Genomic DNA, 24362 nt, shown 5'->3' with positions numbered 1-24362 from the left:
CGGCCGAGGGATCAGGCTGGGTTGGTCGGCGCCGTCGGGTCGACCGGCTCGTCCTCGGGACCGGCCGAGGCGCGTTGCACGTCACCGTCGGGGCCGGTGGGTCTGGCGAGCTCGAAGTCCGCGAAGTCGAACCCCGGCGAGACGAGGCAGCTGACCAGGGCGTCAGCTGGACCCGGCACGGTGCGCTGCCAGACGTGGGCCGGCACGACGGCCTGGGCCACCTCGCCGGCCGGGAGGTCGAGACCCACCACGACGGTCTCCGCGTCGCCGTCAGCCTCCGGGACGGCTCCGTCGCCCCCGAGCTCGAGGGCGACCGAACCGGTGTGGGCGAGCCACACCTCGTCCGAGGACACCCGGTGCCACGCCGAGGACTCACCCGTTGGCAGCAGGAAGTGGATGAGCGTGGCCGTCGCACGGACCCGTCCGTCGGTGAGGGTCACGCTCTCGGGTGAGGCCCACGTCTGGCGGTACCACCCGCCCTCCGGGTGTGGCTGCAGGTCGAGGAGCTCGGCGAGAGAAGGGCGCATGACGCCCATCATCCTCGACCCGCAGCGACGTGTGCTCAGTCCTTCGTCGCCGACGGGTCGGCGGGCTTCGGCGGCCACGGGAAGAAGCCGCTCGTGCGGCGCACGTAGTCGGCGTAGTCCGGACGGCGGTCGCCGATGTCCTTCTCCAAGAGCTTCTTCCCGGTACCGCCGTAGAGGTTCCACACCATCACGGCGGGGGAGAGGATCGTCAGCACGCCGGGCCACGCGCTCGCCGCCACGAGGAAGAGTCCGGTCCACACGCTGGCGTCGCCGAAGTAGTTCGGGTGCCGGGTGTAGCGCCACAGCCCGGTGTCGAGCACCGTGCCCTTGTTGGCAGGGTCGTTGCGGAAACGGGTCAGCTGCAGGTCGCCCACCGACTCGAAGAAGAAACCGACGGCCCAGACGACCACGCCGAGCCACAGCACCCAGGCGATCCCGCCCTCGACGAACATCGCGATCTGGACCGGGAGGGAGACGAACCACATGATGACGCCCTGGGGCAGGTAGATGTGCAGCAGCGCGTAGACGTTGGGGTTGCCGTCAGCGCGCTTGAGCATGGCCTCGTAGCGGGGGTCCTCGCCCTTGCCGCGCGACCGGCTGAAGATGTGTCCGGCGAGCCGGAGCCCCCACACGGCCGTGAGGCCGAGGGCGAGCCAGCGTCGGAGGTCGTCCCCGTGGCCGCCGCTCGTGGCGAAGGCCGTGAGGGCGATGGCCACGAAACCGAGCCCCCACGTCACGTCGATGACGGCCTGCTTGCCGACGCGCAGCGCCACGGCGAACGTGATGCCGAGGACGACGACGACGGCAAGAGCCGTGAGCAGCAGCGTGCGTCCGAAGGCCCCGCCGTCGAAGCCGGTGGCCTCGACGGCGGGGGCGAACGTCGGCCAGGCCGACGACACCGTGGTCACCAGGCCCGCACGGCCGGCATACCGCTGCGGCCGTCGGCCGTCGGCTTGACGGCGAGGATCTGGTCGACGCCCATCCGGCCCTCCTCGAAGGCGAGGGCGCCGCCGACGAGGTAGAGGCGCCAGACGCGCCCGACCTCCTCGCCGACCATGGCGACAACCTGGTCCCAGTTGGCCTCGAACGTGTTGTACCACGCGTTGACGGTCCAGACGTAGTGCTCCCGCATCGCGTGCACGTCGCGGACCTCGAGGCCGGCCTGCTCGATGAGGTCGACGGTCTCGCCGACGGGTCGCATGTGCATGTCGGGCGCGATGAAGGCCTCGATGAACGGGCCACCGCCGGGGCGGGTCGTGCGCGACATCTGCTGGATCAGCGCCCGGCCACCGGGCTTGAGCAGGCGGTGGATCTGGCCGGTGAACGTCGGGTAGTTGCGCTGTCCGACGTGCTCACCCATCTCGATCGAGGAGATCGTGTCGAACGGGCCGTCGGGGACCTCGCGGTAGTCCTGCAACCGGATCTCGACCCGCTCCTCGAGCCCACGCTCCCGGATCCGCGCGTCGACGAACGCCTTCTGCTCGCTCGAGATCGTCACGCCGACGACGTGCGCGCCGAACTTCTCGGCTGCGTGGAGCGAGAGCGAGCCCCAGCCGCAGCCGATGTCGAGGTGGCGGCCTCCGGGCTCGATCCCGAGCTTGCGGCAAACGAGGTCGAGCTTGTCGCGCTGGGCGTCCTCGCCGGCGTAGCCGGGCTCGGTGCTCGTCCAGTAGCCGCAGGAGTAGGCCATGTGCGGGTCGAGGATGAGGGAGTAGAAGTCGTTCGACAGGTTGTAGTGGTGCTCGATCGCACTGCGGTCGCGGGTCTTGGTGTGCAGGCGCCCACGCAGCCGAGCCTGCGACACGGGCGGCTCGGGCGGCAGGCCGACGACGCCGAGGTCGAAGGCGGTGCGGATGCCGTTCTTCGCGACGGCGGCCACGGCGCCGGCCGACGGGCGACCATCCGTCAGGGCTCGGGCCGTCGACCACACACGACGGAACCCGTCGAGCAGGTCCCCCTCGACGTCGAGCTCACCCGTGACGTACGCCTGGGCGAGGCCGAGCTCACCGGGGTGGCGCAGGAGCCGGCGCAGGGCAGCCGGGTCGCGCAGGACGACGGTCGGCGCGTCAGTGGGGCCGGCGACCGTGCCGTCCCACGCCTTGAGGCGCACGGGCAGACGGCCGCCGAAGAGGGGCTCGACGACGGCCGCCAGCCGCGCAGCGATGCCGTTCGCTCGGGAGGAGGCCGTAGCTGAGACGGGAGCGTCGGGGCGGTCGTCGGTCATGGTCATCGGGGTGGCCTCTCGTTGGGGTCTACTCGGGATGATTCGGGGCCGGTGGCGCGTCGGATGGGAGGGTGCGCCAAGCCGTCATGGAGATACCCCCACGGCCCCGTCGCGTCTCGCGTCGCCCGCGGCCACGAGACCGTCGGGGCCGAGCACGGCCGCGCCCACCCCACCGAAGTACATGTGCGGTCCGGGAAAACGGTGGGCCGGCAGACCACTGGCCTCGATCGCGGCGGCGATGTCGTCCGACGGCTCGTGCTCGACGCGTGGGGAGCCGTCGTCCATGAACCGCACGTGCAACCGTGGCGCGTTGATCGAGTGCTGGAGGTCGTGGCCGCGCAGGAGTCCACGACCGAGCACCTGCATGAGGGCTGTGGTGATCCGGTCGGCACCGGGCGAGCCGACCGCGAGCGCGGTGCCGGAGGCGCTCCGTCCGGTCGTCGGCGCCATGTTGGACGCGAGCCGGGTCCCGGGCGCGACGGCGTGAACGCCCAGACGGTTGAGCTCGGGCTCACCGAGCGCGTTGTTGAGCAGGATGCCGGTGCCGGGGATCACCATGCCGGCGCCGTATCCGCAGGACATCGTGATGGCGCAGGCGTTCCCGTGCTCGTCGACGGCAGAGACGTGAGCGGTCGAGGCCGATGTCGGCAGTCCCGCCAGCCCGTGTCGTTCGACCGCTTGGAGAAGTGCGTGGCCCGCTGCGTCGAGGTCACGGGACTGGTCGTGGACGGACAGGCGGTAGGCGAGGACACGACGCTGGATCTCGATGACCTCGGCCCACGTCCAGTCCTCGTGTCGCGCGAGCTGGCCGAGCATCGCCGCGAGCATCGGGCCGCCAACGGAAGGCGGCGGGTTGAGGGCGATGTCCCATGACCCGACGGTCCGCATCGTCGGTGCGCGCACGACCGCTTGGTATGCCGTGAGGTCGGCCTGGGTGACGAGGCCCCCGTTCGCCGCCATGTCCTCGGCGAGCACCCGACCGACGGCGCCTGTGGTGAAGAGTGAAACGCCTTGTGCCGCAAGCAGGTCCAGGATGTCGGCGAGATCGACGTTCAGGGACGTCTCGCCCGGCTCGAGCGGGCCGCCGTCCGCCCCGGTCACCAGTGCGTGAGCCTCGCCATCCTGACCGAAGAGGGTGTCGCGGACGATGGCGAGGTAGAGGGCCGCGGCTGCGCCGATTCGGTAGCCCTCGCGGCAGGCCCGGGCAGAGGGCTCGACGAGGCGTCGCCACGGCACCAGTCCGAAACGGTCCCTGGCCACCGACAGTGCCTGCACGGCACCGGAGTTCGCGACCGCGGCGTGTCCAGCGCCGATCGTCACGCCGCCGCCGTAGGTGGTGGGGACCTGGCGCACGCCGTGGCCGAACGCCGACGCGTCGAGGCCGCGGCCGGGCATCTCGACGTTGCCGTCGATGACGACCGGGTCGGAGCCGGCGAGCCAGACGTTGACGAAGGCGCCCCCCATGAGGCTGACGACCCCGGGCTCCGTGCTCATGGCGGCCAGGGACGCGGCGATCGCCGCGTCGACGGCGTTCCCGCCCTCGGAGGCCACCTCGAGTCCGGCCCGCAGGGCCCCCGGACCCGGGGCGGAGAGCGCGACCCGGGTCATGACGTCGCTCGGCCGATCGAGTGGTACTCCGGGTTCGGCACGAAGCCCAGGGCGCTCGACACGCGGTTGGTGAGGTTGAACATCCCGACGACCTGCACGAGCTCGACCACCTGGTGGTCGTCGAGCCCGACGGCGCGCAGCGGTTCGAGGTCGCGCTCGGTGACTTCGGCGGGGTGGAGCGTGAGCTTCTCGGCGTAGGACGCCATGGCGTACTCCCGCTCGGCGAGCCCCGCCTGCCGCCAGTTCGACGCGACGAGGTCGGCCGTGACGGCGTCGCCGGTGTACTCGCGGAGCGCGGCGCCGTGGCTCACCTCGCAGTACGTGCAGCGGTTGACGCTGCTGACGACGACAGCCAGCAGCTCGCGGTCGGCATTCGACAGGTGCCCCTCCTTGTTGACGAGGAGGTTGAAGTAGCCCCACCAGGCGAGGAACTGCTCGCCGTTGACGGCTTGGGCGCGGAAGACGTTGGGCACGAAGCCGAACGCCTCCTGCGCCTTGTCCCAGAGGCGGCTCACGCCCTCCGGGACGTCGTCGCGCTCGGGTACGGGCAGGTAGGAGATGCGCTCGTGGTCACCCATGAGGCCACCGTATGCCGGGTGGTGGCCACGCGCCCCTCACGCGCCCGCGCGCTGGGGGCCGTCAGGCCTTGGCTGCCACCAGCTGTGCGGGGGACGCCTTGGGGTCGGCGCCGGCGGCCTCGCACAGTGCGTCGAGCGCCGCGGCGACGGCGGGGACGCGCTGGAGGTCGGAGGTCGTGACGGCGAGGATCTGCCGCCGCGACGCGGGGGTGAGCGGCAGGGTCGCGACCTCGTCGTGCTTGGCGGCGTTGAGGATGAGGTCGGGCACGAGCGCCACTCCGAGACCGGCGGTGACGAGCCCGAGCTGGGCCACGTAGTCCTCGGTCTCGAACGCGACGTTCGGGCGGAACCCCGCGGTGTCGGCGAGGGACAGCAGGTGGCCGCGGCAGCGAGGGCACCCGGCGATCCACTCCTCGCCGGAGAAGTCGGCGAGCGACGCCGCCTCGTCGCCGGCGTGCGGGTGGGCACGGGGGACGACGAGTCGCACCTCGTCGTCCATGAGCCGGCGCGTGACGAGCAGCGAGAGGTCCTCCTCGAGCTCGCCCAGGTCGCCGCCCTCATAGGCGAACGCCACCGCGACGTCGCAGTCGCCGCGCCGCAGGGCAGCGAGCGACTCCGGCGGTTCCGCCTCGGTGAAGGTCACGGTGATGTCGGGGTGGCGGGCCTTGAGGATGGCCAGCGTGCGCGGCACGAGCGTGGCCGACGAGCTGGGGAAGGCCTGCAGGCGGACCCGTCCGGCGCGCAGCCCGGCGATGGCCGTGATCTCCTCCTCGGCGGCGTCGAGAGCGGCGAGGACGCCGACCGCGTGGCGGGCGAGGACCTGACCGGCCTCGGTGAGGCGCACCTGGCGGCCGTAGCGCTCGACGAGGACGGTTCCGGTGCGCTGCTCGAGGCGCCGGACCATCTGCGAGATGGCCGGCTGGGTGAAGCCGAGCGCGTTGGCGGCGCTCGTGAAGCTTCCCTCGTCGGCGATGGCCTTCATGACCCGCAGGCCGGCAGCATCGATCATGCGTCCATCATAACCGATGATTATGGAAAACGGTAGAATCTGGATGTCGCGTAGACCCTGGGGATGGGGCGCCGGCGGCCGGAGCCGGCCCTAGACCGACTCGAGGACGCTCACGTAGTTGGCCACTGCGAGACCGCCCATGTTGTGGATGGCGGCTCGCCGCGCCGTCGGCAGCTGCATGTCACCGGCCGTGCCGGACAGCTGCATCGCGGCCAGCACGTGCTGTGAGACCCCCGTGGCGCCGACGGGGTGGCCCTTGGCCTTGAGCCCGCCGGAGACGTTGACCGGCAGTCGGCCGTCGCGGTGCACGGCGCCGGCCTCGAGGAGTCGGTGCCCCTCGCCCCGCGCCGCGAGGCCGATCGCCTCGTAGACGACGAGCTCGGCGATGGTGAAGCAGTCGTGGAGCTCGACGAGGTCGAGGCCCGCGACGTCGACGTCGGCCATGGCGAGCGCGCGCTCCCAGGCGGCCGTGGTCCCCGCGAACGCGAGCGGGTCGCGCTTGCCAGCGGGCAGGAAGTCGTTGGCGTGGCCGAAGCCGGCGAGGCGCACCGGGTCGACACGGCCACCGGTGGGGCGCGTCGAGAGCACGAGGGCGGCGGCGCCGTCGGACACCGGTGAGCAGTCGGTCCGGCGCAGCGGGTCGGCGACGACGGGGTTGCGGTCCGACACCGTCCGGCAGAAGTCCTCGCCGAGGTCCTTGCGCAGCTGCGCGTAGGGGTTGAGGACGCCGTTGCGGTGGTTCTTCGCGGCGATCGAGCCGAGGGTGTCGACGACCGGGCCGTGGAGCTTCTCGTAGTGCCGGGCGACGTCGGCGAAGAGCCCGGCGAAGCCCGTCGTCGACGCGCGTCCCGCCAGCTCGTAGTCCGCGCCGAGCAGTGCTGCGCCCACGACGTCGGCGGGTGCGTGCGTCATCTTCTCCGCGCCGATGACGAGGACGGTCCGGGCCGTCCCCGCGAGGATCGACTTGACGCCCTGCTGCACGGCCGCCGAGCCCGACGCGCAGGCATTCTCGACGCGCGTCGCGGGCACGTTCGCGAGGTCGTCGCTGACCTGGAGGGCGAGTGACGACGCGAAGCCGAGCGGCCACATCCCCGAGTTGAAGGTGCCGAGCACGACCTCGTCGACCTGCCCCGGCTCGACCCCTGCGCACTCCAGGGCCTCGCTGGCCGCGCTGACGACGAGGCTCTCCAGGGACTCGTCGTCGAGGCGGCCGAACCGGGTGTGGCCCCAACCGGTGACGAGGACATCGGTGCCGAAGGCGTCGCGCAGGCTCATGCGGCTCACGCTAGCTCGCGTGCCGAGACCTGCCGTGGGTCGGGCGGCCACTTCGCCGCTCCGCCAGTATCGTCCCGCCACACGGGGATCCCCGCGTGGGAGTGGTTGTCTGGCAGTCATGTTCGACGATGACGTGACTCGCTGGGCGCTCCCGCTCGTGCTCGAGCAGCGAGCCGACGAGCTGGGTGGTCGCGAGCTGGTCCACGTCATCGGGCAGGGCTCGCTGTCGTATGCCGCCGCCGCACGTGACGCGCGTCGGGTGGCGTCCCGACTCGCGTCCGTCGGGGTGGGCCGCGGAGACCCGGTGGCGGTGCTGCTCCCCAGCGGCCTCGACTTCGTCCGGGTGTGGCTGGGCCTCGGCCGGCTCGGTGCCGTCATCGTGCCTGTCAACACCGCCCTCGAGGGTGCGTTCCTCGCCCATCAGCTGGACGACTGCGGCGCCCGGTTCGTCGTCGCTGACGCCGCCGGAACCCGTGCCGTCCGCGACGCGCTCGGGTCCGCCGCAGGCCTGGAGGTCATCGACCTCACCGGATGGCAGTCGGCGCCGGAATGGGACGGGCCGCTGCCGCGGGCTGCCGACACCGCCTGCGTCATGTACACCTCGGGCACCACCGGCCCGTCGAAGGGCGTCGTCATGCCGCACGCCCACTGCGTCCTCTTCGGTGTGGGCAGCATCGAGGGGCTGGGCCTGGCGGGCGAGGACCGCTACTACGTCACGATGCCGCTCTTCCACGCCAACGGGCTCTTCATGCAGCTCGGGGCGACGATCCTGGCCGGGGCCAGCGCGGTCCTGCGCCCCCGGTTCAGCGCGAGCTCCTGGAGCCGGGACGTGCGCGTGCACCGCTGCACGGTGTCCAACCTCCTCGGCTCGATGTCCGAGTTCGTCATCGCCCAGCCGCCCCGCGCCGACGACCGGGAGCTTGGCCTCCGCGTCGTGTGTCCCGTGCCGAACCCTCCCGCGCACGAAGCCGCGTGGCGGGAGCGTTTCGGCGTGCCCGAGGTCGTGACGGCATACGGCATGACGGAGGTCAACATCCCGCTCTACGGCCGGTTGGGGCAGTCGCGGCCCGGCACGGCCGGTCTCGTCCTCGACCGCTGGTTCGAGGTGGAGGTGCGCGACCCGGAAACCGACGCGCCGGTACCGAGAGGAACCGTCGGGGAGATCATGGTCCGCCCGCGGGTGCCGTTCGGCTTCATGGCCGGCTACCACGGGCTGCCCGAGGCGACGGTCGCGGCGTGGCGCAGCTTCTGGTTCCACACCGGAGACTCCGGGGTCATGGACGCCGAGGGCTGGGTGACCTTCGTCGACCGGACCAAGGACTGCATCCGTCGCCGCGGCGAGAACATCTCGTCCTTCGAGGTCGAGAGCGCGGTCGCGGCACTCGAGGGCGTCGCCGAGGTGGCCGCCTACGCCGTGCCGTCGGTCCCTGCCGGCACCGAGGACGAGGTGATGCTGGCCGTCGTCCCCGCCCCGGGCGTGAGCCTCGACTGCGCGGAGCTCGTCCAGCGCGTCGACTCCGTCCTGCCGCGCTTCGCGCGTCCGCGCTACGTCGAGCTCGTCGACGAGCTGCCGCGAACTCCCACGGCCAAGGTGCGCAAGGCGGAGCTTCGCCGACGTGCTGTCACACCCTCGACATGGGACCGGGAGGCGGCGGCAGCCGACGTAGGCTGACCGGGTGCATCAGCTGAACGGCATACCTCCGCAACCGACGCTCACCGCGGCGACGACGCGGCTCTCGACCTCGCGCACGTTGCCGCTCGAGACGCACGACCTCGGCACGTTCGACGACCTCGTGGACCTGGTCAGTGGTGGTGGGGTGGTCGTGCTCAGCGGTGCCGGCCTCTCGACGGAGTCCGGCATCCCCGACTACCGGGGACCGGACGGGACCCGCCGCGTCGAGCCGATGACGTACGGCGAGTTCGCGGGATCGCCCGAGGCGCGACGACGCTACTGGGCCCGCAGCTACATCGGCTGGCAGCGCTTCAACGCGGCCGAGCCCAACGAGGGCCACCGCGTCGTCACCGACCTGCAGGCGGCCGGGTACGTCGGGCCGATCATCACGCAGAACGTCGATGGCCTGCACCAGGCGTCGGGAGCGACCGACGTCATCGAGCTGCACGGCTCCCTCGACCGTGCCGTCTGTCTCACCTGCGGTGAGTACACCTCGCGAATCGGCCTGCACCAGAGGATGACCGAGGCGAACCCCGGCTTCATGGAGCGCTTCGCCGAGGCTGCACGCACGGTGGGTTCGCAGTGGGGGGAGCAGGTGCGGCCCGACGGTGACATCGTGCTCGCCGACGCGCTCGTCGACTCGTTCCACGCGCCGCGCTGCCTGGTCTGCGGCAACGACACCGTCAAGCCCGACGTCGTCTTCTTCGGTGAGTCGGTGCCCAAAGCCCTTGTCGAGCAGTGCTTCTCGATCGTCGAGGGCGCCGGCGCGGTGCTCGTGCTCGGGTCGTCGCTGTCCGTGATGAGCGGGTACCGCTTCGTGCGTCGCGCGCACCAGCGCGGCGTGCCGGTCGCGATCGTCACGCGCTCGGCCACGCGGGGCGACGCGCAGGCGACGCTGCGGCTGCACGCCCCGCTCGGCCCGACCCTGGAGGACCTCCGCTGCTCCCTGACCTTCTGAGCTTCCGAACGCCTGAGCATCGTCGGCATCGGATGGCGACGAATCGCCCACGACCAGAAGGCTACTCGGCTACGGACCTCACCGGTCGCGCTTCTGTGCCGTCGCGCAGGTCCCACAGCTCCTTGGTCTGCACACCCCAGTAGGTGCAGAAGAGCACGATGATGATGGCCTCGGAGATGAGGACGAGGTGGTCGAGTCCACTCCAGGTCAGGGCCGTCAGCACCGTCACCACGAGGGCGACGGCCAGGGCGACCGCGATCGCGATGTAGATCCGCTTGTAGGTGGCACCCTGGTGGGAGGCGACGGACTGGTGGCGCTCCTCCGCGCGCAGCGCGCTGAGCACCATGACAGCGATGACTGCCGCCACCATGGTGCCTGCGGCGATGCCGTGGCTCAACGCGATGAACCGGTCGCGCAGCAGAAGGAAGAGCGTGAGCTCGCCGAGCAGGACCGCACCGCAGACGACGGTGATGACGACCGAGCGCGCGGTGGGGAGCTCACTGGGATCGCGGGTCGTGGCGCCGCGCTTCAGCCAGGCGGCGACGACCGCGGCGCTGACCGCCACGACGACGAGCGACCAGATGTTGTTGCGCACGGCGGCAGCGATCTCCACCGGGGTCTGGGTGTAGGCGTTCGGTCCGCACCGTGCGTCGGGCACGGTCGGCACCATGGCCACGACGAAGGCCATGAGGCCCGAGAAGTTCAGGAGCACGTCCTCCTCGGGGGAGTGACCCTTGTAGGCGATGAGGCTGACGCCGAGGGCGCACAACGAGCCGACGAAGACCGAGCGCGCGGGCGTGTAGTAGTAGGCGCTGATCGACCCGAGCCAGCACGAGTGGTCCGTCTCCCACCACCACTGGTAGCCGACCGAGAGCAGCAGCATGAGCAGCAGGGCGATCATCGCCCCGCGCAGGTACCGGTAGGTGAGGACGACGTCCCGAGTGCGTGACGGTGTCATCGGACCGCGGGCTCAGATGCGACGCAGGACGGCCGTGACCTTGCCGAGGATCGTGGCGTGGTCGCCGTCGATGGGGGAGAAGTCGGGGTTGTGCGGCATTAGCCACACGTGGCCGTCCTTGCGCTTGAACGTCTTGACCGTCGCCTCGTTGTCGAGCATGGCCGCCACGACGTCACCGTTGTCGGCGTGCTGCTGCTGGCGCACGACGACCCAGTCCCCGTGGCAGATGGCGGCGTCGACCATCGAGTCACCGTTGACCTTGAGCAGGAAGAGGTCGCCCTCGCCGACGAGCTGCTTGGGGAGCGGGAAGACGTCCTCCACGACCTCCTCGGCCGTGATCGGCACGCCGGCGGCGATCTGCCCGAGCACGGGGACGTAGGAGGCCTCCGGGCGGGCGTCGCCCGAGTCGGTGTCGGTGTCGTACTGGTCGCCCCGCGCACGCTGCGGCGTCGCGTCGCCCCCGCGGTAGCCCAGCTCCTCGGCCTTGGCGTCGGGGGAGACGACCTCGAGCGCGCGCGGCCGGTTGGGGTCACGCCGCAGGTAGCCCTTGGCGACGAGGGCGTTGAGCTGGTGGGAGACGCTGGAGGGGCTGGCCAGGCCGACCGCGTCGCCGATCTCGCGCATGCTCGGGGGGTAGCCGCGGCGGTCGACGGAGTTGCGGATGACCTCGAGCACCCGTCGCTGGCGGACGGTGAGGCCGTCGCCGGTCTCGCGATCGGGAAGCTCGGTGACGCCCATGGTGTCCCTTTCGTCAGCTCGTCAGACCGCGGTGTGACGCTCGGCGCGGGGCCAGTGTCAGTGGTGGCTGGTGAGGTTTCTGGTGTGAGCAGAGACTACGAGGTTCGAACACAGTTGCCAAACACCTGTTCGAGGCGTGTCTCGACTTCATCGAACATACGTGCTAGAACTCGTACAGACGTTCTATCGAACATGTGTTCGCCAGATCCGAAGCAAGGGGAGGTCACCATGAGCGCCATCGTCCTCGAGGCCGTTCGTTCGCCGCACACCGAGGAGCCTGCGCGGTCGCTGCCGACCGGTCGGCCCCGTCTCGTCCTGGTGCCCACCGGCCGGGACGCCACCCGGGCCGCCCGCGCGGCGCGCCTCACGCGGCCACCCGTGCGCCTGACGCGGTTCGGTCGGCTCGTCGTGACCCTGTTCGTCGCGACGGTCGTCGCCCTTCTCGGTGTGGGTCTGGCCGGCCAGCTCGCGTCGGCCACCGGCGAGCCGCGCACCGTCACGGTCCAGTCGGGCCAGACGCTGTCGGGTGTCGCCGCCCGTGAGCTGCCCGGGGTGTCGACGGCGGACGCGGTGGTCGAGCTCCAGGTCGCCAACGGACTCAGCTCCACGGCGCTCCACGCCGGTCAGCAGCTCGTCATCCCGGGACGTTGACCTCGGCCAGCCCATCCGGGCTCTGGTCGATCGCGTATGCCGCGTCCGTGCTTGCGCTTCGACCATCCCACCTGATCCGCCGCGTTGGCTCCACCTTCAGCGGCTGGCGGTAGCGGCGCTTCGACCCCGTCGTTCCCGCCACGGACGCCGCACCCCAGACCAGGGGTGCGGCGTTCTGCTGTCGTCCCGGGGCCTGTGGATGACGCACGAGCGCCGCGCCGCGTGCGGCCTAGCGTTGCCGTCCTGGGGAGAGGAGCAGGGCATGCGCTACGAGGTGGACACGGCCGCACTGCGCGACGACGTCAGCACGATCGACGAGGTCCTGGTGCGGGTTCAACGACTCGGGATCGCGGACGAGCTGACGCCGGTGGCCGCGGCCCTTCCGGGCAGCCGGACCGGCGCAGCGTTGCGTGACGTCGCCGCGGCGTGGACGGCTCGGTTGGCCGGGACGCGCTGGGAGCTGAAGGAGCTGGGGCGATCCCTGGCAGCGGCAGCCGACACCTACGACGCGGTCGAGCGTGCAGCGCGGCAGAGCGTCGAAGGATCGTTCGGCGGCCTCCGGTGACCGTTGCCGGTGGGTCGCTGACGCTGTCGGTGCGCGACATCCGCGCGAGCCGTCCGCAGTCCCTCGTTGCCGTCAGCAGGGGCCTCGAGGACCGTCGGCGACGGGTCGTGGTGCTGGCCGAGCTGGTGCTCTGGCGTCGAGCAGCCGCCCCACGATGGTCGGGTGCCGCATCATCGGCCGCCGCAGACCGGTACGCCGTCGTCATTGCCGGGCTGGGTCGGCTGGCGGCGAGCATCGCCGTGGCTGGTCAGGCCGTGGGACACGCGGCCGGCCGCCTGGAGGCGGCCATCGACCTGGTTCGTCGGGCCGACCGGCGCGCGGTCGACGAGGGCGCGTGGATCGATGACGACGGGCGTCTCTTCCTCCCGGTCCGGGCCTCACTCGGTCATCCCGCCCTGGAGGCACGCCGTGCCCGCCTCGACGAGCTGCTGCGTGCCGAGGTGCATGCGTGCCTGGCCCAGGCGCGCCGGGCGGCTGCCGAGACCGACGACGAGCTGCTTCGCGCACTGCTGTCATCGGCCCGAGGCGCGACGTCGGCAGCCGGTGCCGGTGCCGGTGTCGGTGCCTCGGTGCTCGGGTCACTGGCACCGCCACCGACCGCCTCGGCCGCCGGGGGTGTCAGCGCCCAGGTGTTCGCCTCTGCAGCCTGGTGGCGCTCGATGACCGACGAGGAGCGTCGCAGGGCGATCCGTGACCACCCGGAGTGGGTGGGGCCGCGTGACGGTGTGCCTGCCACGGCACGCCACGAAGCCAACCTCGTGCTGCTCGCGCGAGCGGAGGAGGTGGCGTGGACCAAGGCCCGTGAGGCACGACGTTCGGGATGGGTCGGCAACGCCGCAGAGCGCACCCGCGCCGATGAGCACGTCGCCGCACTCCAGGCGGTCCGCGACGTGCTCGCACGTCGTGACGGTGGCGAGCGGCTGCTCCTGCTCATCGACCCGAGGGGGCTCGACGTCAAGGCGGTGGTGGCGCTCGGGGACGTCGACCGGGCCGAGCATGTCGTGACCTTCGTGGGTGGCCTGTCCACGATGGTCGGCACGGACCTGCGCCGCTACGACGACATCTTCGTGCGCATGCGCTCCGAAGCCCGGTCGGTCGCGGCCGGGCAGGACGTCGCCATCGTGACCTGGATGGGCTACGACGCCCCGCAGGTGCACGAGATCGTCAGCTCCATCGACCGGAACGTGCTGAACGCCAAGCTCGCCCGCGACAATGCCGGAGCCCTCGCCGACTTCGCGACCGGCATCGAGGCGGGGCGTGACCGGCCCGCCCACCAGACCGTGTGGGCCCACTCCTACGGGGCCACGCTCGCGGGCTTCGCGTCCCTGCGCACGAGCGCCGTGGACGACGTGGCCGTCTTCGGCGCGCCCGGGCTGCCGTTCTCCGACGTGTCGCGAAGCGCGCTCAAGCCCGGTTCCCTCAACGTCCTGGGAGCGGTCGGCGACGACGTCTTCAACTACGGGTGGATGGTGCACGGCACACCGGCCGCCGAGGTGGCCGGCGCGACCCGGCTGTCGACCTTCGCGCTGAAGAAGGCCGGGTCCGGCTGCAACCACTGGCTGCACTCCAGGTCGGAGTTCGTCGACGTGGGGCGCACCTCAGCCGGACACTCCGACTACCTGCGTGCCGGCACGGACAGCGAGCGCAACCTCGTGGTCATCGCCGCCGGCCGGCCTGACCTCCGGGTCCTCCAGGGCGCTGACGAGCGTGCCTGCACGACGACGGGCCCGAGTCTCGGGACCAACCCGCTGAGCTGGCCCAGGCTGGTCCCTTGAGCGCCGACGCCGACGTGAGCCCCGACGTGAGCCCCGACGTGGACCCCGACGTCGACCGGGTGGCCGTGGCTGCGCGCCGCGACCGCCTCGTCGTCACCGCGTGTCTCTCGCTGGCCTTCCTCCAGACACTGCCGTACGTCGTGGTCGGCTGGATCACGGCGGGTGGGACGGCCGCCGGCGACGGCGCGCTCCACGCACTCTCTCCCGCCGCGCTGCTCGGTGTCGTGGCCTTCGGGCGCGTGCTCGTCCGTGCACTGGCACAGCCCAGCCTGCGTCCGACGGCCCGAGGCTGCGCGCCGTCCGGGGCGAGCGGCTTCGAGCCATCACGCACTCCGGTCCTGCCAGGGCGACAAGCCCGTCCGTGGCTGCGCCGGCTGCGCTGGGCCGTCGGGGCGGCCCTGGCCGGTGCAGCCGTCCAGGCCACCGCGGTCCTGCTCGATGACGCCGGCCGTTCGGGGGCGGAGGCTCTCGGCAGGTCCCTCGACGACGGGTCGGCGCTGTGGGCCTACATGTTGCTGCTTGTCCAGGTCCTTGCTCAGGACCCACGGGCGTTCGTCGCCGTCGTGCTGGCGATGGTCGCCCTCGCGCGGGCTCGCCGCCCCGTCAGGCTGCCGAGGTCGCATCCGACTCGTCGGGACCATCCACCACCGCCGGGAGCTCGAACCACACGTCGGTCCCCGGCCCCTCCACCGAGCTGATCCCGATCGTGCCGCCGTGCGCCTCGATGATTCGCTTGACGGTGGCCAGACCGATGCCACTGCCGTCGACCGAGGTCTCGACCCGGTTGAAGAGGCCGAACACCAGGTCGCGGTCGCCGGCCGAGATCCCGATGCCGTTGTCACGCACCGAGAGTCGCCAGCTCTCGCCCCTGCGCTCGCCGGACACCTCGATGACGGGCGGCACGCCGGGGCGGGCGTACTTCACCGCGTTGGAGACGAGGTTGAGCAACACCGAGTAGAGCTGCTGCCCGTCGGCGGGCAGCGTCGGCAGCTCGCCCGCCATGACGCTCGCCGACCTGGCTTCGAGGGTCGGTGCGAGGTCCTCCAGCACCGAGGCGAGCACGACGTCCAGGTCCGTGTCGGCCCGGTGCAGCTCGGCCCCGACCCTGGCATGGGCGAGGATCTGCTCGATCATCCCGGCCATCCGGGTTGCGGAACGATGGGCGGTGGCGACGAGGCGCCCCGTCCAGACGTCACCGGCGACGGCGGGCTGCTGGCCTAGCATCTCCGTGCTGGCCATGATCGCGGTGAGCGGGGTGCGCAGGTCGTGGCTCACCTGGCCGGCGAAGACCGACAGTGCTTCGTTGGAGCGGTGCAGCTCGTCCCTCGTCTGGGTCAGGGCAGCGAGGGAGTCCTCCAGCTCGCGGGTCCGCAGGCGCAGCTCGAGCACGTCGACGACGCGCTCGGCGATCGCGACGAGCGCTTCCTCCTGGGCCTCGACCAGCTCGCGCGGCTGCGAGTCGAAGACGCACAGACGGCCGATGATGACGCCGTCCGGCGTCGTCAGGGGCGCGGAGGCGTAGAAGCGGACGGTGCCCAGGATCCCTGTCACGAAGGGGTTCTCGCGGAAGCGGTCGTCGAGGCTGGCGTCCGGGACGACGACCCGGTCGGTGTCGTCGAGCACCGCGGCGCACATCGAGTCCTCGCGGGCGCAGATCGAGGCGGCGAAGCCGGTCGTGGCGATCTGTTGCTGCTGCGTCGAGGTGATGATGTTGATGGCGGCGCGCGGGACCGCGCACACCTGGGCGGCGATGTCCACGAGGGCCTGCAGCTCGCGCTGGGGTGCGTCGAAGAGGACGCCGTAGACGGCCAGCGCTTCCTCTCGCTGCTGTCCCGGGTCGAGGACGTCGTGCACTGGTGTCCGGTTTGTCACCCGCGAAGCCTCTGACATCGCCGCTCCACGAGCAAGCACCCGGACGTGCCATGTCGTGCACCCCCGGTCGCCGGCCCCACGGCATACGCAGGCGTGTCTGGGCTCGTCGGGGAAGCGGAAGATGATGGATGCTCGGATGTCGCCCACCCCAAGATGTGGGGGTGGCGGGGGCGCCACGTGCTGCGACACGCCCGGTGCGCCTGGGACCCGAGTGGCATTTGTGCAGGTCAGCGGCTCGACGCGCCGGACCTGCATCGTGTGCTTGCGATCGGGGTCACACCATGCCTACAGTTACCCCTACATCTAGTAGTTACACAGATGTAAGACGTCCACATGTAGTCCCCAGGCAATCGGGGGTTACGCACAGGTCATCCCCAAGTCGTCCCCAGCTCCATCCCCAGCCCACGTCGGTCCCACGAACACCGACCAGCATCGGGGAGGGGCGGCACTCGGCATGCGGGGCGGCCGCATCTCGTTGGAACGACTGGATCTCGGGAAGGGAAGGTGACCAGGCGTGCACTGTCCGTTCTGTCGCCACACCGACTCGCGGGTCATCGACTCGCGCACGACCGACGACGGCGCCTGCATCCGCCGGCGTCGGCAGTGTCCCGAGTGCAACCGCCGCTTCACCACGCTCGAGACCTCGAGCCTCAACGTGATCAAGCGGTCGGGTGCCTCGGAGCCGTTCAGCCGGGCCAAGGTCCTCACCGGCGTGCGCAAGGCATGCCAGGGGCGCCCCGTCAGCGAGGACGACCTGGCCCTTCTCGCCCAGAAGGTCGAGGAGGCGATCCGGTCGCAGGGAAACGCCGAGATCGAGGCGCACGAGGTCGGCATGGCCGTCCTCGAACCGCTCCGCGAGCTCGACGAGGTCGCGTACCTCAGGTTCGCCAGCGTCTACCAGGCGTGGGAGAGCCTCGAGGACTTCGAAGGGGCCATCGCGCTCCTGCGAGCCGAGCGCGCCGCGCTGGGGGAGGAGCCCAGCGCTCCCGCCCGGTTCGACGCCCCGCGGTAACCACCCTCCACGCACCACCGGAGCACCACCCACTGTCGGTGCTCCCCGCAAGACTCACCACCAGCAGCAGACACGGTCAGGGAGGCCGCACGACATGACGGAGATCGGTAACCGCAGCTCACGCTCCAAGGCTGGCGCCAAGGGCGTCAAGATCGAGCGCATCTACACCACGCCCGGCGTGCACCCGTACGACGAGGTGACGTGGGAGAAGCGCGACGTCGTCCAGCAGAACTGGAAGACGGGCGAGACGATCTTCGAGCAGCGCGGCGTCGAGTTCCCCGACTTCTGGTCGGTCAACGCCAGCACGATCGTGACCACCAAGTACTTCCGCGGCGCCGTCGGCACCGCGGCCCGCGAGGTCTCGCTCAAGCAGCTCATCGACCGCGTCGTGCTGACGTACGCCGCCGCGGGCAAGAGCAACGGCTACTTCGCCTCGCCCGAGGACGCCGAGATCTTCGAGCACGAGCTGACTCACGCCCTCCTGCACCAGGTCTTCTCGTTCAACTCGCCGGTGTGGTTCAACGTCGGCACCAAGAGCCCCCAGCAGGTCTCGGCGTGCTTCATCCTCTCCGTCGACGACTCGATGGACTCGATCCTCAACTGGTACAAGGAGGAGGGGAAGATCTTCCAGGGCGGCTCCGGTGCCGGCCTCAACCTCTCCCGCATCCGCTCCTCCAAGGAGCTGCTCTCCTCCGGCGGCACGGCCTCCGGCCCCGTCTCCTTCATGCGCGGCGCCGATGCCTCCGCCGGCACCATCAAGTCGGGCGGCGCCACCCGCCGCGCGGCCAAGATGGTCGTGCTCGACGTCGACCACCCGGACATCGAGGAGTTCGTCGAGACCAAGGCGCGCGAGGAGGACAAGATCCGCGCCCTGCGCGACGCCGGCTTCGACATGGACCTCGGCGGCAAGGACATCGTCTCCGTCCAGTACCAGAACGCCAACAACTCGGTCCGCGTCAACGACGAGTTCATGAAGGCCGTCGAGGACGGCACGGAGTTCGGCCTGCGCTCGCGCTCCGACGGCTCCGTCATCGACACCGTCGACGCCCGTGAGCTCTTCGGCAAGATCGCCAAGGCCGCGTGGGAGTGCGCCGACCCGGGCATCCAGTACGACGACACGATCAACGCGTGGCACACCAACCCCGAGACGGGCCGCATCACGGCCTCCAACCCGTGCTCGGAGTACATGTCGCTCGACAACTCCTCGTGCAACCTCGCCTCGCTCAACCTGCTGAAGTTCCTCCGCGACGACGACACGTTCGACGCCGTCACCTTCCAGAAGGTCGTCGAGCTCGTCATCACCGCGATGGACATCTCCATCTGCTTCGCGGACTTCCCGACCGAGCCCATCGGCGAGACGACCCGCAACTACCGCCAGCTCGGCATCGGCTACGCCAACCTCGGCGCGCTGCTCATGGCGACCGGTCACGGCTACGACTCCGAGGGCGGGCGCGCCCTGGCCGCCTCGATCACCTCGCTGCTCACGGGCGCCGCCTACAAGCGCTCCGCCGAGATGGCCTCGGTCGTCGGCGCCTACGCCGGCTACGCCCGCAACGCGGACGCCCACAAGCGGGTCATGCGCAAGCACCAGGCCGCCAACGACAACATCAAGACGCTCGACGCGATGGACTCCGACGTCCACCAGCTCGCGACGAAGGCGTGGGACGACGTCGTCAAGCTCGGTGAGAAGCACGGCTACCGCAACGCCCAGGCGTCGGTCCTCGCGCCGACCGGCACCATCGGCTTCATGATGGACTGCGACACGACCGGCATCGAGCCGGACTTCTCGCTCGTCAAGTTCAAGAAGCTCGTCGGTGGCGGCTCGATGCAGATCGTCAACCTCACCATTCCTCGCGCGCTCAAGAAGCTCGGCTACCAGCAGGAGTCGATCGAGGCCATCGTCGAGTACATCGCCGACAAGGGCCACGTCATCGACGCGCCCGGCCTCAAGCCCGAGCACTACGAGGTCTTCGACACCGCCATGGGTGCTCGTTCGATCTCGGCCATGGGTCACGTGCGCATGATGGCCGCGACCCAGCCGTTCCTCTCGGGTGCCATCTCCAAGACGGTCAACCTCCCCGAGACGGCCACGGTCGAGGAGATCCAGGACGTCTACATGCAGGGCTGGAAGCTCGGCATCAAGGCGCTCGCGATCTACCGCGACAACTGCAAGGTCGGCCAGCCGCTGTCCGACGGTGGCTCCACGGCGAAGGACAACAAGGCTGCTGCGGACGCCGCTGCCGCCGACGTCAAGGTCGAGAAGGTCATCGAGTACCGTCCGGTCCGTCGCCGCCTGCCCAAGCGCCGCAGCTCGCAGACGACGTCGTTCGCCGTCGGTGGCGCCGAGGGCTACCTCACGGCCGGCACCTACGACGACCAGCAGCTCGGCGAGATCTTCCTCAAGTTCGGCAAGCAAGGCTCGACCCTGGCCGGCGTGATGGACGCCTTCTCGATCGCGGTCTCCATCGGGCTCCAGTACGGCGTGCCGCTCGAGACGTTCGTGGAGAAGTTCACGAACCTCCGCTTCGAGCCGGCCGGCCTCACCGACGACCCCGACGTCCGCATGGCGCAGTCGATCATGGACTACGTCTTCCGCCGTCTGGCGCTCGACTACCTCGACTTCGACACTCGCTCCTTCATGGGCATCCACACGGCGTCCGAGCGGGCCCGTCAGGTCGAGACCGGCTCCTACGAGGCGATCGAGTCCGACGAGTCCGACGAGGATCTCGAGGACGAGCTCGAGTCGCTGCAGCAGTCGGCTCCGGTCTCGAAGAAGGCCGAGCCCAAGTCGGACGAGGCGACCAAGGCAGAGTCGCCGGCGGCTGCTGCCGAGGTCAAGTCAGGCGCGGGGGCTGCCTCTGCCCGTGAGATCTCGAACGACGTGCACAGCTCGGCCGAGCTGCTCGAGAAGTTCGGTGGCATCACCGCTGACGCGCCGATCTGCATGACCTGCGGCACGAAGATGCGTCCCGCCGGCTCCTGCTACGTCTGCGAGGGTTGCGGAAGCACCAGCGGCTGCAGCTGACAGTCAACCCTCAAGGAATGTCGCAAACTGCTTGAGCACGAGTGACATTCACTTGGTCAGCAATGTCGCGGATCATCAGAGTGGCATTTCGCTGGCGAGAAGGCCCGGCTCCCCGAAAGGGGGCCGGGCCTTCTCCGCGCTGTGGCTCAGCATCCGGAGGGCCCGCACGCTCCCGCGCCGCCGGCGAAGACGCCGATCGGGATCAGCTGCGAGGCGGCGCGCACCGTCGGCATCGCGGCGACCGGAAGGGACCGCTGATCCACTCCCGGGGTGGGACTGCAACAGCCCCCACCGCCTTCGCCGTTGCCCTCGGGAGCAGCGTCGTCGAAGAGGCCGGCACCGCCGCAGACGCCCGTCTCCGGGAGGGTGAGCTCGACACGGGAGGCTGCTTCGTGGTCGCCGTCGAGGGCCGCGGCGACGGAGCGGACCTGCTCGTAGCCGGTGAGGGCCAGGAAGGTGGGCGCGCGGCCGTAGGACTTCAGCCCGACGACGTAGAGGTCCTGTTCGTCGTGGGATAGCTCGGTCGCGCCGTGCGGGTACACGGTGCCGCAGGAGTGGACGTTCGGGTCGATGAGCGGGGCCAGCGCGGCCGGGGCCTCGAGGCGGGTGTCGAGGCGCAGCCGCACCTCGGACAGCATGGAGTGGTCGGGCCGGAACCCCGTGAGGCCGATGACCTCGTCCACGCCGTCGATACGGGCCCCGTCCTGACTGACGAGCGTCAGCGAGCCAGCGCCGCGCGTCTGCTCGGACGCGTGTTCGATGGCTTGGGTGCGGAAGCCGGTGACGACCTCGATGTGCCCGGCGGCCACGGCATCGCGCGCCCGCAGGCCCAGCGCGCCGCGGGCGGGAAGCTGGTCGGCGTCGCCGCCGCCGAACGCGCTGTCGACAGCCCTGCGACGCAGCACCCACACCGCCGTGGTGCCCGGCACCCGGTCGGCCAGGGTCGCCAGTGCCACCAGCGCGGTCAGGGCCGAGTGGCCGGAGCCGACGACGGCGGTCCGCTCGCCGCCGTAGCGCGCGCTGTCGCCAGGGTCAGCCCCGAGCTTCCTCTCCCTCATCGACCCGCGATCACCCTGGACCGGCAGCTGGACGAGAAACCACAGGGCGCATCGCGCGGACGGGCTGACGACGCAAGACGGCGCCACGTGACCAAGGCTCCTCCCTGGGCGCTGCGATCGCCGGCACGATCCTGTTCGCCGGATTCACCCGCGGAGCGTATGCCGCGACCGTGGCCGCGTCGGCCGCCTTCGGACTCGTGGGGCTCGGGGTCGTGTTCGCGGCGGCCCTCGACAAAGACGTAGTACGTTCGCATGAGTGCCTTCCCGCGCCCTGAGCGCAACCTTTGATGAGGTGGAGTGGGAGTTGTCGGGAGGGGTGCGTGATGCGAATTCCGTCATGGCACAGGCTGTTCCGGTTTTTTTCATGGTTTGTCGGGGCACATCACCCGCACCCGAGGCGTCGATGGATGGCCAGGAGCACCGTCGCCGCTGTGGTTGGCGTCGCCGCGCTGGTCCTCCAGTCGGTGGGGTCGGTGCTCGCGCCTGCAGAGGCTGCGACGCCCCTGAACGTCTTCGTCGGCTACATGGACACGCACTCCGTCGCGTCGAGTGCGAAGCAGCCGAAACCGTGGCCATACACCGACCCGACGAGCTACGTCGGCTCGCCATGCCCGGCATACCCCAACAGCACGACGTGCTGGGACGCGGCAGCGCTCCGTCTGGACAATCCCGGCAGTGTCGACGTCACCGGCATCCACCCGGTGGTCACGATCGGCTCGAGCACCTACAACCTCTGGGGTTCCAACCTGACGGTCAAGGCGCACGGGACGCTCGTCCTCACCGAAACCGGCGCGCAGAACTCGACCAACTTCGACGGCTCGGACTTCGCTCCCAACTCCTACAACGGGGGGAACACGGCATCATGCGTCAACTCCGGTGCCATCCCCGACGTGAAGATCACCCTGGGCGGGGCCACGACGACCTACCTTGACTCGGGCCAGGTGCTCAACGGGGGTGGAGTCGACAGCGGACACTGCGTCAACGGCAGCTTCGTCAGCGGCCGGATCGACGAGTCGCACCCCTGGGTCCAGATCGGGACGGCGGCTGCCGCGGCCCCAACGGCGCCGCAGAGCCTGGCCGCCGTCGCGGGCGACGGCTCGGTGAACCTGTCGTGGGCCGCGCCGACGTCCGATGGAGGGTCGCCTGTCACGGGCTACACCATCTACCGCGGCACGAGCGCTGGGGGCGAGAGCACGACGCCGATCGCGACGAACGTCAAGACGACCACGTATGCCGACACGGGCCGAGTCAACGGCACGACGTACTTCTACACCGTTGCGGCCGTGAACGCGGTCGGCACGTCGCCGCAGTCGAACGAGGCGTCCGCGACGCCTCAGTCCACGCAACCGACGGCGCCCACGGCGCCCACCGGGTTGGCGGCGGTGGCCGGTAACGCGTCCGTGACACTCTCGTGGACGGCGCCCGCGTCCGACGGTGGGTCGGCGATCACGGGTTACACCATCTACCGCGGTTCGGCTCCCGGAGGGGAGAGTGCGACCCCGATCGCCACGAACGTCAGGGCGACGAGCTTCACCGACACGGGCGAGGTGAATGGCAGCGCGTACTACTACAAGGTGGCTGCGGTGAACGCCGTCGGCACGTCGCCACAGTCCAACGAGGCGTCGGCGACCCCGCGCGCGACGGTCTCGTCGGCGCCCGTGGGCCTCGTGGCCTCGGCGGGCGACACCTCGGTGGCCCTGTCCTGGCAGATGCCGGCGTCGGACGGCGGTTCGGGAATCACCGGGTACAACGTGTACCGCGGGACGAGCGCGGGTGGTGAGTCGTCGGTGCCGGTGGCTTCGAACGTGGCCTTGACGAGCTTCACTGACACGTCCGTCAGCAACGGCGCGACGTACTTCTACACAGTCGCAGCCGTGAACGGCGTGGGCACGTCGCCGCAGTCGAACGAGGCGTCGGCGACCCCGCAGTCTGCTGCGACGGTGCCGTCGGCCCCGCAGTCCTTGGCGGCGGCGGCCACCAACACGACGGTGGCGCTGACATGGACGGCTCCGGCGTCGAATGGTGGGTCGGCGGTGACGGGGTACAACGTCTACCGGGGCACGAGTGCGGGTGGTGAGTCCGCGACTGCGATCGCTTCGAACGTGAGCGGTACCAGCTTCACGGACACCGGGTTGGTCAACGGGACGGCGTACTACTACCGCGTGGCTGCGGTGAATGCCGTCGGGACGTCGGCTCTGTCGAACGAGGCATCGGCGACTCCTCGGGCGACGCCCCCGTCGAGCCCGCTGTCGTTGGCGGCGGTGGCCGGAAACGCGACGGTGGCGTTGTCGTGGACGGCTCCGGCGTCGAATGGTGGGTCGGCGGTGACGGGGTACAACGTGTACCGCGGGACGAGCGCGGGCGCTGAAGGTGCGACGCCGGTCGCTTCGAACGTGAGCGGGACCAGCTTCACCGACACGTCGGTCAGCAACGGGACGGCGTACTTCTACCGGGTGGCTGCGGTGAACGCGGTCGGGACGTCGCCGTTGTCGAACGAGGTGTCGGCGACTCCGCAGGCCGCGGTGGCGGCGGGCTACGTGGGTCGGGTCGCGTCGGCGACGGCGTCGGCGGCGCGGACGACGACCGCCCTGACGGTCGGCTCGAGCGGGGTGCAGGCGGGGCACACCCTGGTGGTGTCGTCGTTGTTGTCCTCGACGAGCATCACGGGTGCCGTGTCGGTCAAGGACAGCGCGGGCAACACGTATGCAGTGGTTCGGGACGTCAACGACGGGTCGGCGGGTGACCGCGCGGTCACGGTGGTCGCGCTGTCGGTCAAGGCGTTGCCGGCGGGGTCGACGATCACGCTGACCTACTCCTCGGCGGGGGAGACCCATGTGAGTGTCGATGAGCTGGCCGG

At 70.6% G+C, this 24362-nt stretch carries 20 protein-coding genes; 9 read left to right on the top strand and 11 right to left on the bottom strand.

Annotation, left to right across the window (positions count from 1 at the left end; all coding sequences use genetic code 11):
* Positions 1-11: 11 nt before the first annotated feature.
* The 7 genes from AB4030_RS16405 to AB4030_RS16375 form a co-directional block, all read right to left on the bottom strand.
* Positions 12-527, bottom strand: coding sequence for a cupin domain-containing protein (locus tag AB4030_RS16405; RefSeq protein WP_442280283.1), 516 nt, complete (start codon positions 525-527; stop codon positions 12-14).
* Positions 528-562: 35 nt separating this feature from the next.
* Positions 563-1435, bottom strand: a complete 873-nt coding sequence (locus AB4030_RS16400) for a DUF1295 domain-containing protein (protein ID WP_442280282.1) — start codon at positions 1433-1435, stop codon at positions 563-565.
* Positions 1432-2757, bottom strand: a complete 1326-nt coding sequence (locus AB4030_RS16395; protein WP_442280281.1) for a class I SAM-dependent methyltransferase — start codon at positions 2755-2757, stop codon at positions 1432-1434. The genes AB4030_RS16400 and AB4030_RS16395 overlap by 4 nt, the downstream gene beginning before the upstream one ends.
* A 78-nt stretch (positions 2758-2835) precedes the next feature.
* A complete protein-coding gene (locus AB4030_RS16390) occupies positions 2836-4359 on the bottom strand; it encodes a gamma-glutamyltransferase (protein ID WP_442280280.1) in 1524 nt (507 codons plus the stop codon).
* Entirely contained in the window at positions 4356-4937 is a 582-nt protein-coding gene (locus AB4030_RS16385; protein ID WP_442280279.1) for a peroxidase-related enzyme, read from the bottom strand. Before AB4030_RS16385 ends, AB4030_RS16390 begins: the two co-directional genes overlap by 4 nt.
* 61 nt (positions 4938-4998) lie before the next feature.
* Positions 4999-5946: a LysR family transcriptional regulator gene (locus AB4030_RS16380; RefSeq protein WP_442280278.1), complete on the bottom strand. Its 948-nt coding sequence runs from the start codon at positions 5944-5946 to the stop codon at positions 4999-5001.
* A gap of 90 nt (positions 5947-6036) precedes the next feature.
* Complete coding sequence (locus AB4030_RS16375; protein ID WP_442280277.1) at positions 6037-7221, bottom strand: acetyl-CoA acetyltransferase; 1185 nt, start codon at positions 7219-7221, stop codon at positions 6037-6039.
* A 118-nt stretch (positions 7222-7339) separates the two neighbouring features.
* Here AB4030_RS16375 and AB4030_RS16370 point away from each other — a divergent pair, with 118 nt between their 5' ends.
* Together AB4030_RS16370 and AB4030_RS16365 are read left to right on the top strand one after the other, a co-directional pair.
* Positions 7340-8893, top strand: coding sequence for an AMP-binding protein (locus AB4030_RS16370; RefSeq protein WP_442280276.1), 1554 nt, complete (start codon positions 7340-7342; stop codon positions 8891-8893).
* Between the two features lie 4 nt (positions 8894-8897).
* A complete protein-coding gene (locus tag AB4030_RS16365) occupies positions 8898-9851 on the top strand; it encodes a Sir2 family NAD-dependent protein deacetylase (RefSeq protein ID WP_442280275.1) in 954 nt (317 codons plus the stop codon).
* 61 nt (positions 9852-9912) lie between these two features.
* Here AB4030_RS16365 and AB4030_RS16360 read toward each other — a convergent pair whose 3' ends face one another.
* Together AB4030_RS16360 and lexA are read right to left on the bottom strand one after the other, a co-directional pair.
* Complete coding sequence (locus AB4030_RS16360) at positions 9913-10809, bottom strand: hypothetical protein (protein WP_442280274.1); 897 nt, start codon at positions 10807-10809, stop codon at positions 9913-9915.
* A gap of 12 nt (positions 10810-10821) precedes the next feature.
* Positions 10822-11547, bottom strand: a complete 726-nt coding sequence (lexA, locus tag AB4030_RS16355; protein ID WP_442280273.1) for a transcriptional repressor LexA — start codon at positions 11545-11547, stop codon at positions 10822-10824.
* A 228-nt stretch (positions 11548-11775) separates the two neighbouring features.
* On the opposite strand from lexA, the gene AB4030_RS16350 reads away from it, so the two are divergent.
* The 4 genes from AB4030_RS16350 (at position 11776) to AB4030_RS16335 (ending at position 15236) form a co-directional block, all read left to right on the top strand.
* Positions 11776-12198 carry a LysM peptidoglycan-binding domain-containing protein gene (locus AB4030_RS16350; protein ID WP_442280272.1) on the top strand — a complete coding sequence of 141 codons (423 nt, stop codon included), beginning with the start codon at positions 11776-11778 and terminating at the stop codon, positions 12196-12198.
* 262 nt (positions 12199-12460) lie between these two features.
* Positions 12461-12763, top strand: a complete 303-nt coding sequence (locus tag AB4030_RS16345; RefSeq protein WP_442280271.1) for a hypothetical protein — start codon at positions 12461-12463, stop codon at positions 12761-12763.
* The gene (locus AB4030_RS16340) at positions 12760-14538 is read left to right on the top strand and encodes an alpha/beta hydrolase (RefSeq protein WP_442280270.1); all 1779 of its coding nucleotides are present in this window, start codon (positions 12760-12762) and stop codon (positions 14536-14538) included. The genes AB4030_RS16345 and AB4030_RS16340 overlap by 4 nt, the downstream gene beginning before the upstream one ends.
* A complete protein-coding gene (locus AB4030_RS16335) occupies positions 14535-15236 on the top strand; it encodes a hypothetical protein (protein WP_442280269.1) in 702 nt (233 codons plus the stop codon). Before AB4030_RS16340 ends, AB4030_RS16335 begins: the two co-directional genes overlap by 4 nt.
* Here the strand turns inward: AB4030_RS16335 and AB4030_RS16330 are convergent.
* Positions 15142-16410: a sensor histidine kinase gene (locus tag AB4030_RS16330; protein WP_442280268.1), complete on the bottom strand. Its 1269-nt coding sequence runs from the start codon at positions 16408-16410 to the stop codon at positions 15142-15144. The genes AB4030_RS16335 and AB4030_RS16330 overlap by 95 nt on opposite strands.
* 514 nt (positions 16411-16924) lie before the next feature.
* Here AB4030_RS16330 and nrdR point away from each other — a divergent pair.
* Together nrdR and AB4030_RS16320 are read left to right on the top strand one after the other, a co-directional pair.
* Positions 16925-17422, top strand: coding sequence for a transcriptional regulator NrdR (nrdR, locus tag AB4030_RS16325; protein WP_442280267.1), 498 nt, complete (start codon positions 16925-16927; stop codon positions 17420-17422).
* Between the two features lie 94 nt (positions 17423-17516).
* Entirely contained in the window at positions 17517-20447 is a 2931-nt protein-coding gene (locus tag AB4030_RS16320) for a vitamin B12-dependent ribonucleotide reductase (protein WP_442280266.1), read from the top strand.
* A 146-nt stretch (positions 20448-20593) separates the two neighbouring features.
* Here the strand turns inward: AB4030_RS16320 and AB4030_RS16315 are convergent, their stop codons facing one another.
* Positions 20594-21505, bottom strand: coding sequence for a hypothetical protein (locus AB4030_RS16315; RefSeq protein WP_442280265.1), 912 nt, complete (start codon positions 21503-21505; stop codon positions 20594-20596).
* Between the two features lie 407 nt (positions 21506-21912).
* On the opposite strand from AB4030_RS16315, the gene AB4030_RS16310 reads away from it, so the two are divergent.
* The coding region (locus tag AB4030_RS16310) for a fibronectin type III domain-containing protein (RefSeq protein ID WP_442280264.1) at positions 21913-24362 on the top strand (2450 nt) is incomplete at its 3' end.

Source organism: Terrabacter sp. 2YAF2, assembly GCF_052114705.1.
GTDB lineage: Bacteria > Actinomycetota > Actinomycetes > Actinomycetales > Dermatophilaceae > Terrabacter.
This window is presented reverse-complemented; position numbering and strand designations above follow the sequence as displayed.

What these genes read in the sequence shown, in the direction of transcription:
- AB4030_RS16360 (WP_442280274.1), bottom strand. Translation starts at nt 10,809, where the DNA reads ATGACACCGTCACGCACTCGGGACGTCGTCCTCACCTACCGGTACCTG.
- AB4030_RS16405 (WP_442280283.1), bottom strand. Translation starts at nt 527, where the DNA reads ATGCGCCCTTCTCTCGCCGAGCTCCTCGACCTGCAGCCACACCCGGAG.
- AB4030_RS16390 (WP_442280280.1), bottom strand. Translation starts at nt 4,359, where the DNA reads ATGACCCGGGTCGCGCTCTCCGCCCCGGGTCCGGGGGCCCTGCGGGCC.
- lexA (WP_442280273.1), bottom strand. Translation starts at nt 11,547, where the DNA reads ATGGGCGTCACCGAGCTTCCCGATCGCGAGACCGGCGACGGCCTCACC.
- AB4030_RS16385 (WP_442280279.1), bottom strand. Translation starts at nt 4,937, where the DNA reads ATGGGTGACCACGAGCGCATCTCCTACCTGCCCGTACCCGAGCGCGAC.
- AB4030_RS16380 (WP_442280278.1), bottom strand. Translation starts at nt 5,946, where the DNA reads ATGATCGATGCTGCCGGCCTGCGGGTCATGAAGGCCATCGCCGACGAG.
- AB4030_RS16345 (WP_442280271.1), top strand. Translation starts at nt 12,461, where the DNA reads ATGCGCTACGAGGTGGACACGGCCGCACTGCGCGACGACGTCAGCACG.
- AB4030_RS16395 (WP_442280281.1), bottom strand. Translation starts at nt 2,757, where the DNA reads ATGACCATGACCGACGACCGCCCCGACGCTCCCGTCTCAGCTACGGCC.
- AB4030_RS16315 (WP_442280265.1), bottom strand. Translation starts at nt 21,505, where the DNA reads ATGAGGGAGAGGAAGCTCGGGGCTGACCCTGGCGACAGCGCGCGCTAC.
- AB4030_RS16370 (WP_442280276.1), top strand. Translation starts at nt 7,340, where the DNA reads ATGTTCGACGATGACGTGACTCGCTGGGCGCTCCCGCTCGTGCTCGAG.
- AB4030_RS16375 (WP_442280277.1), bottom strand. Translation starts at nt 7,221, where the DNA reads ATGAGCCTGCGCGACGCCTTCGGCACCGATGTCCTCGTCACCGGTTGG.
- AB4030_RS16350 (WP_442280272.1), top strand. Translation starts at nt 11,776, where the DNA reads ATGAGCGCCATCGTCCTCGAGGCCGTTCGTTCGCCGCACACCGAGGAG.
- AB4030_RS16320 (WP_442280266.1), top strand. Translation starts at nt 17,517, where the DNA reads ATGACGGAGATCGGTAACCGCAGCTCACGCTCCAAGGCTGGCGCCAAG.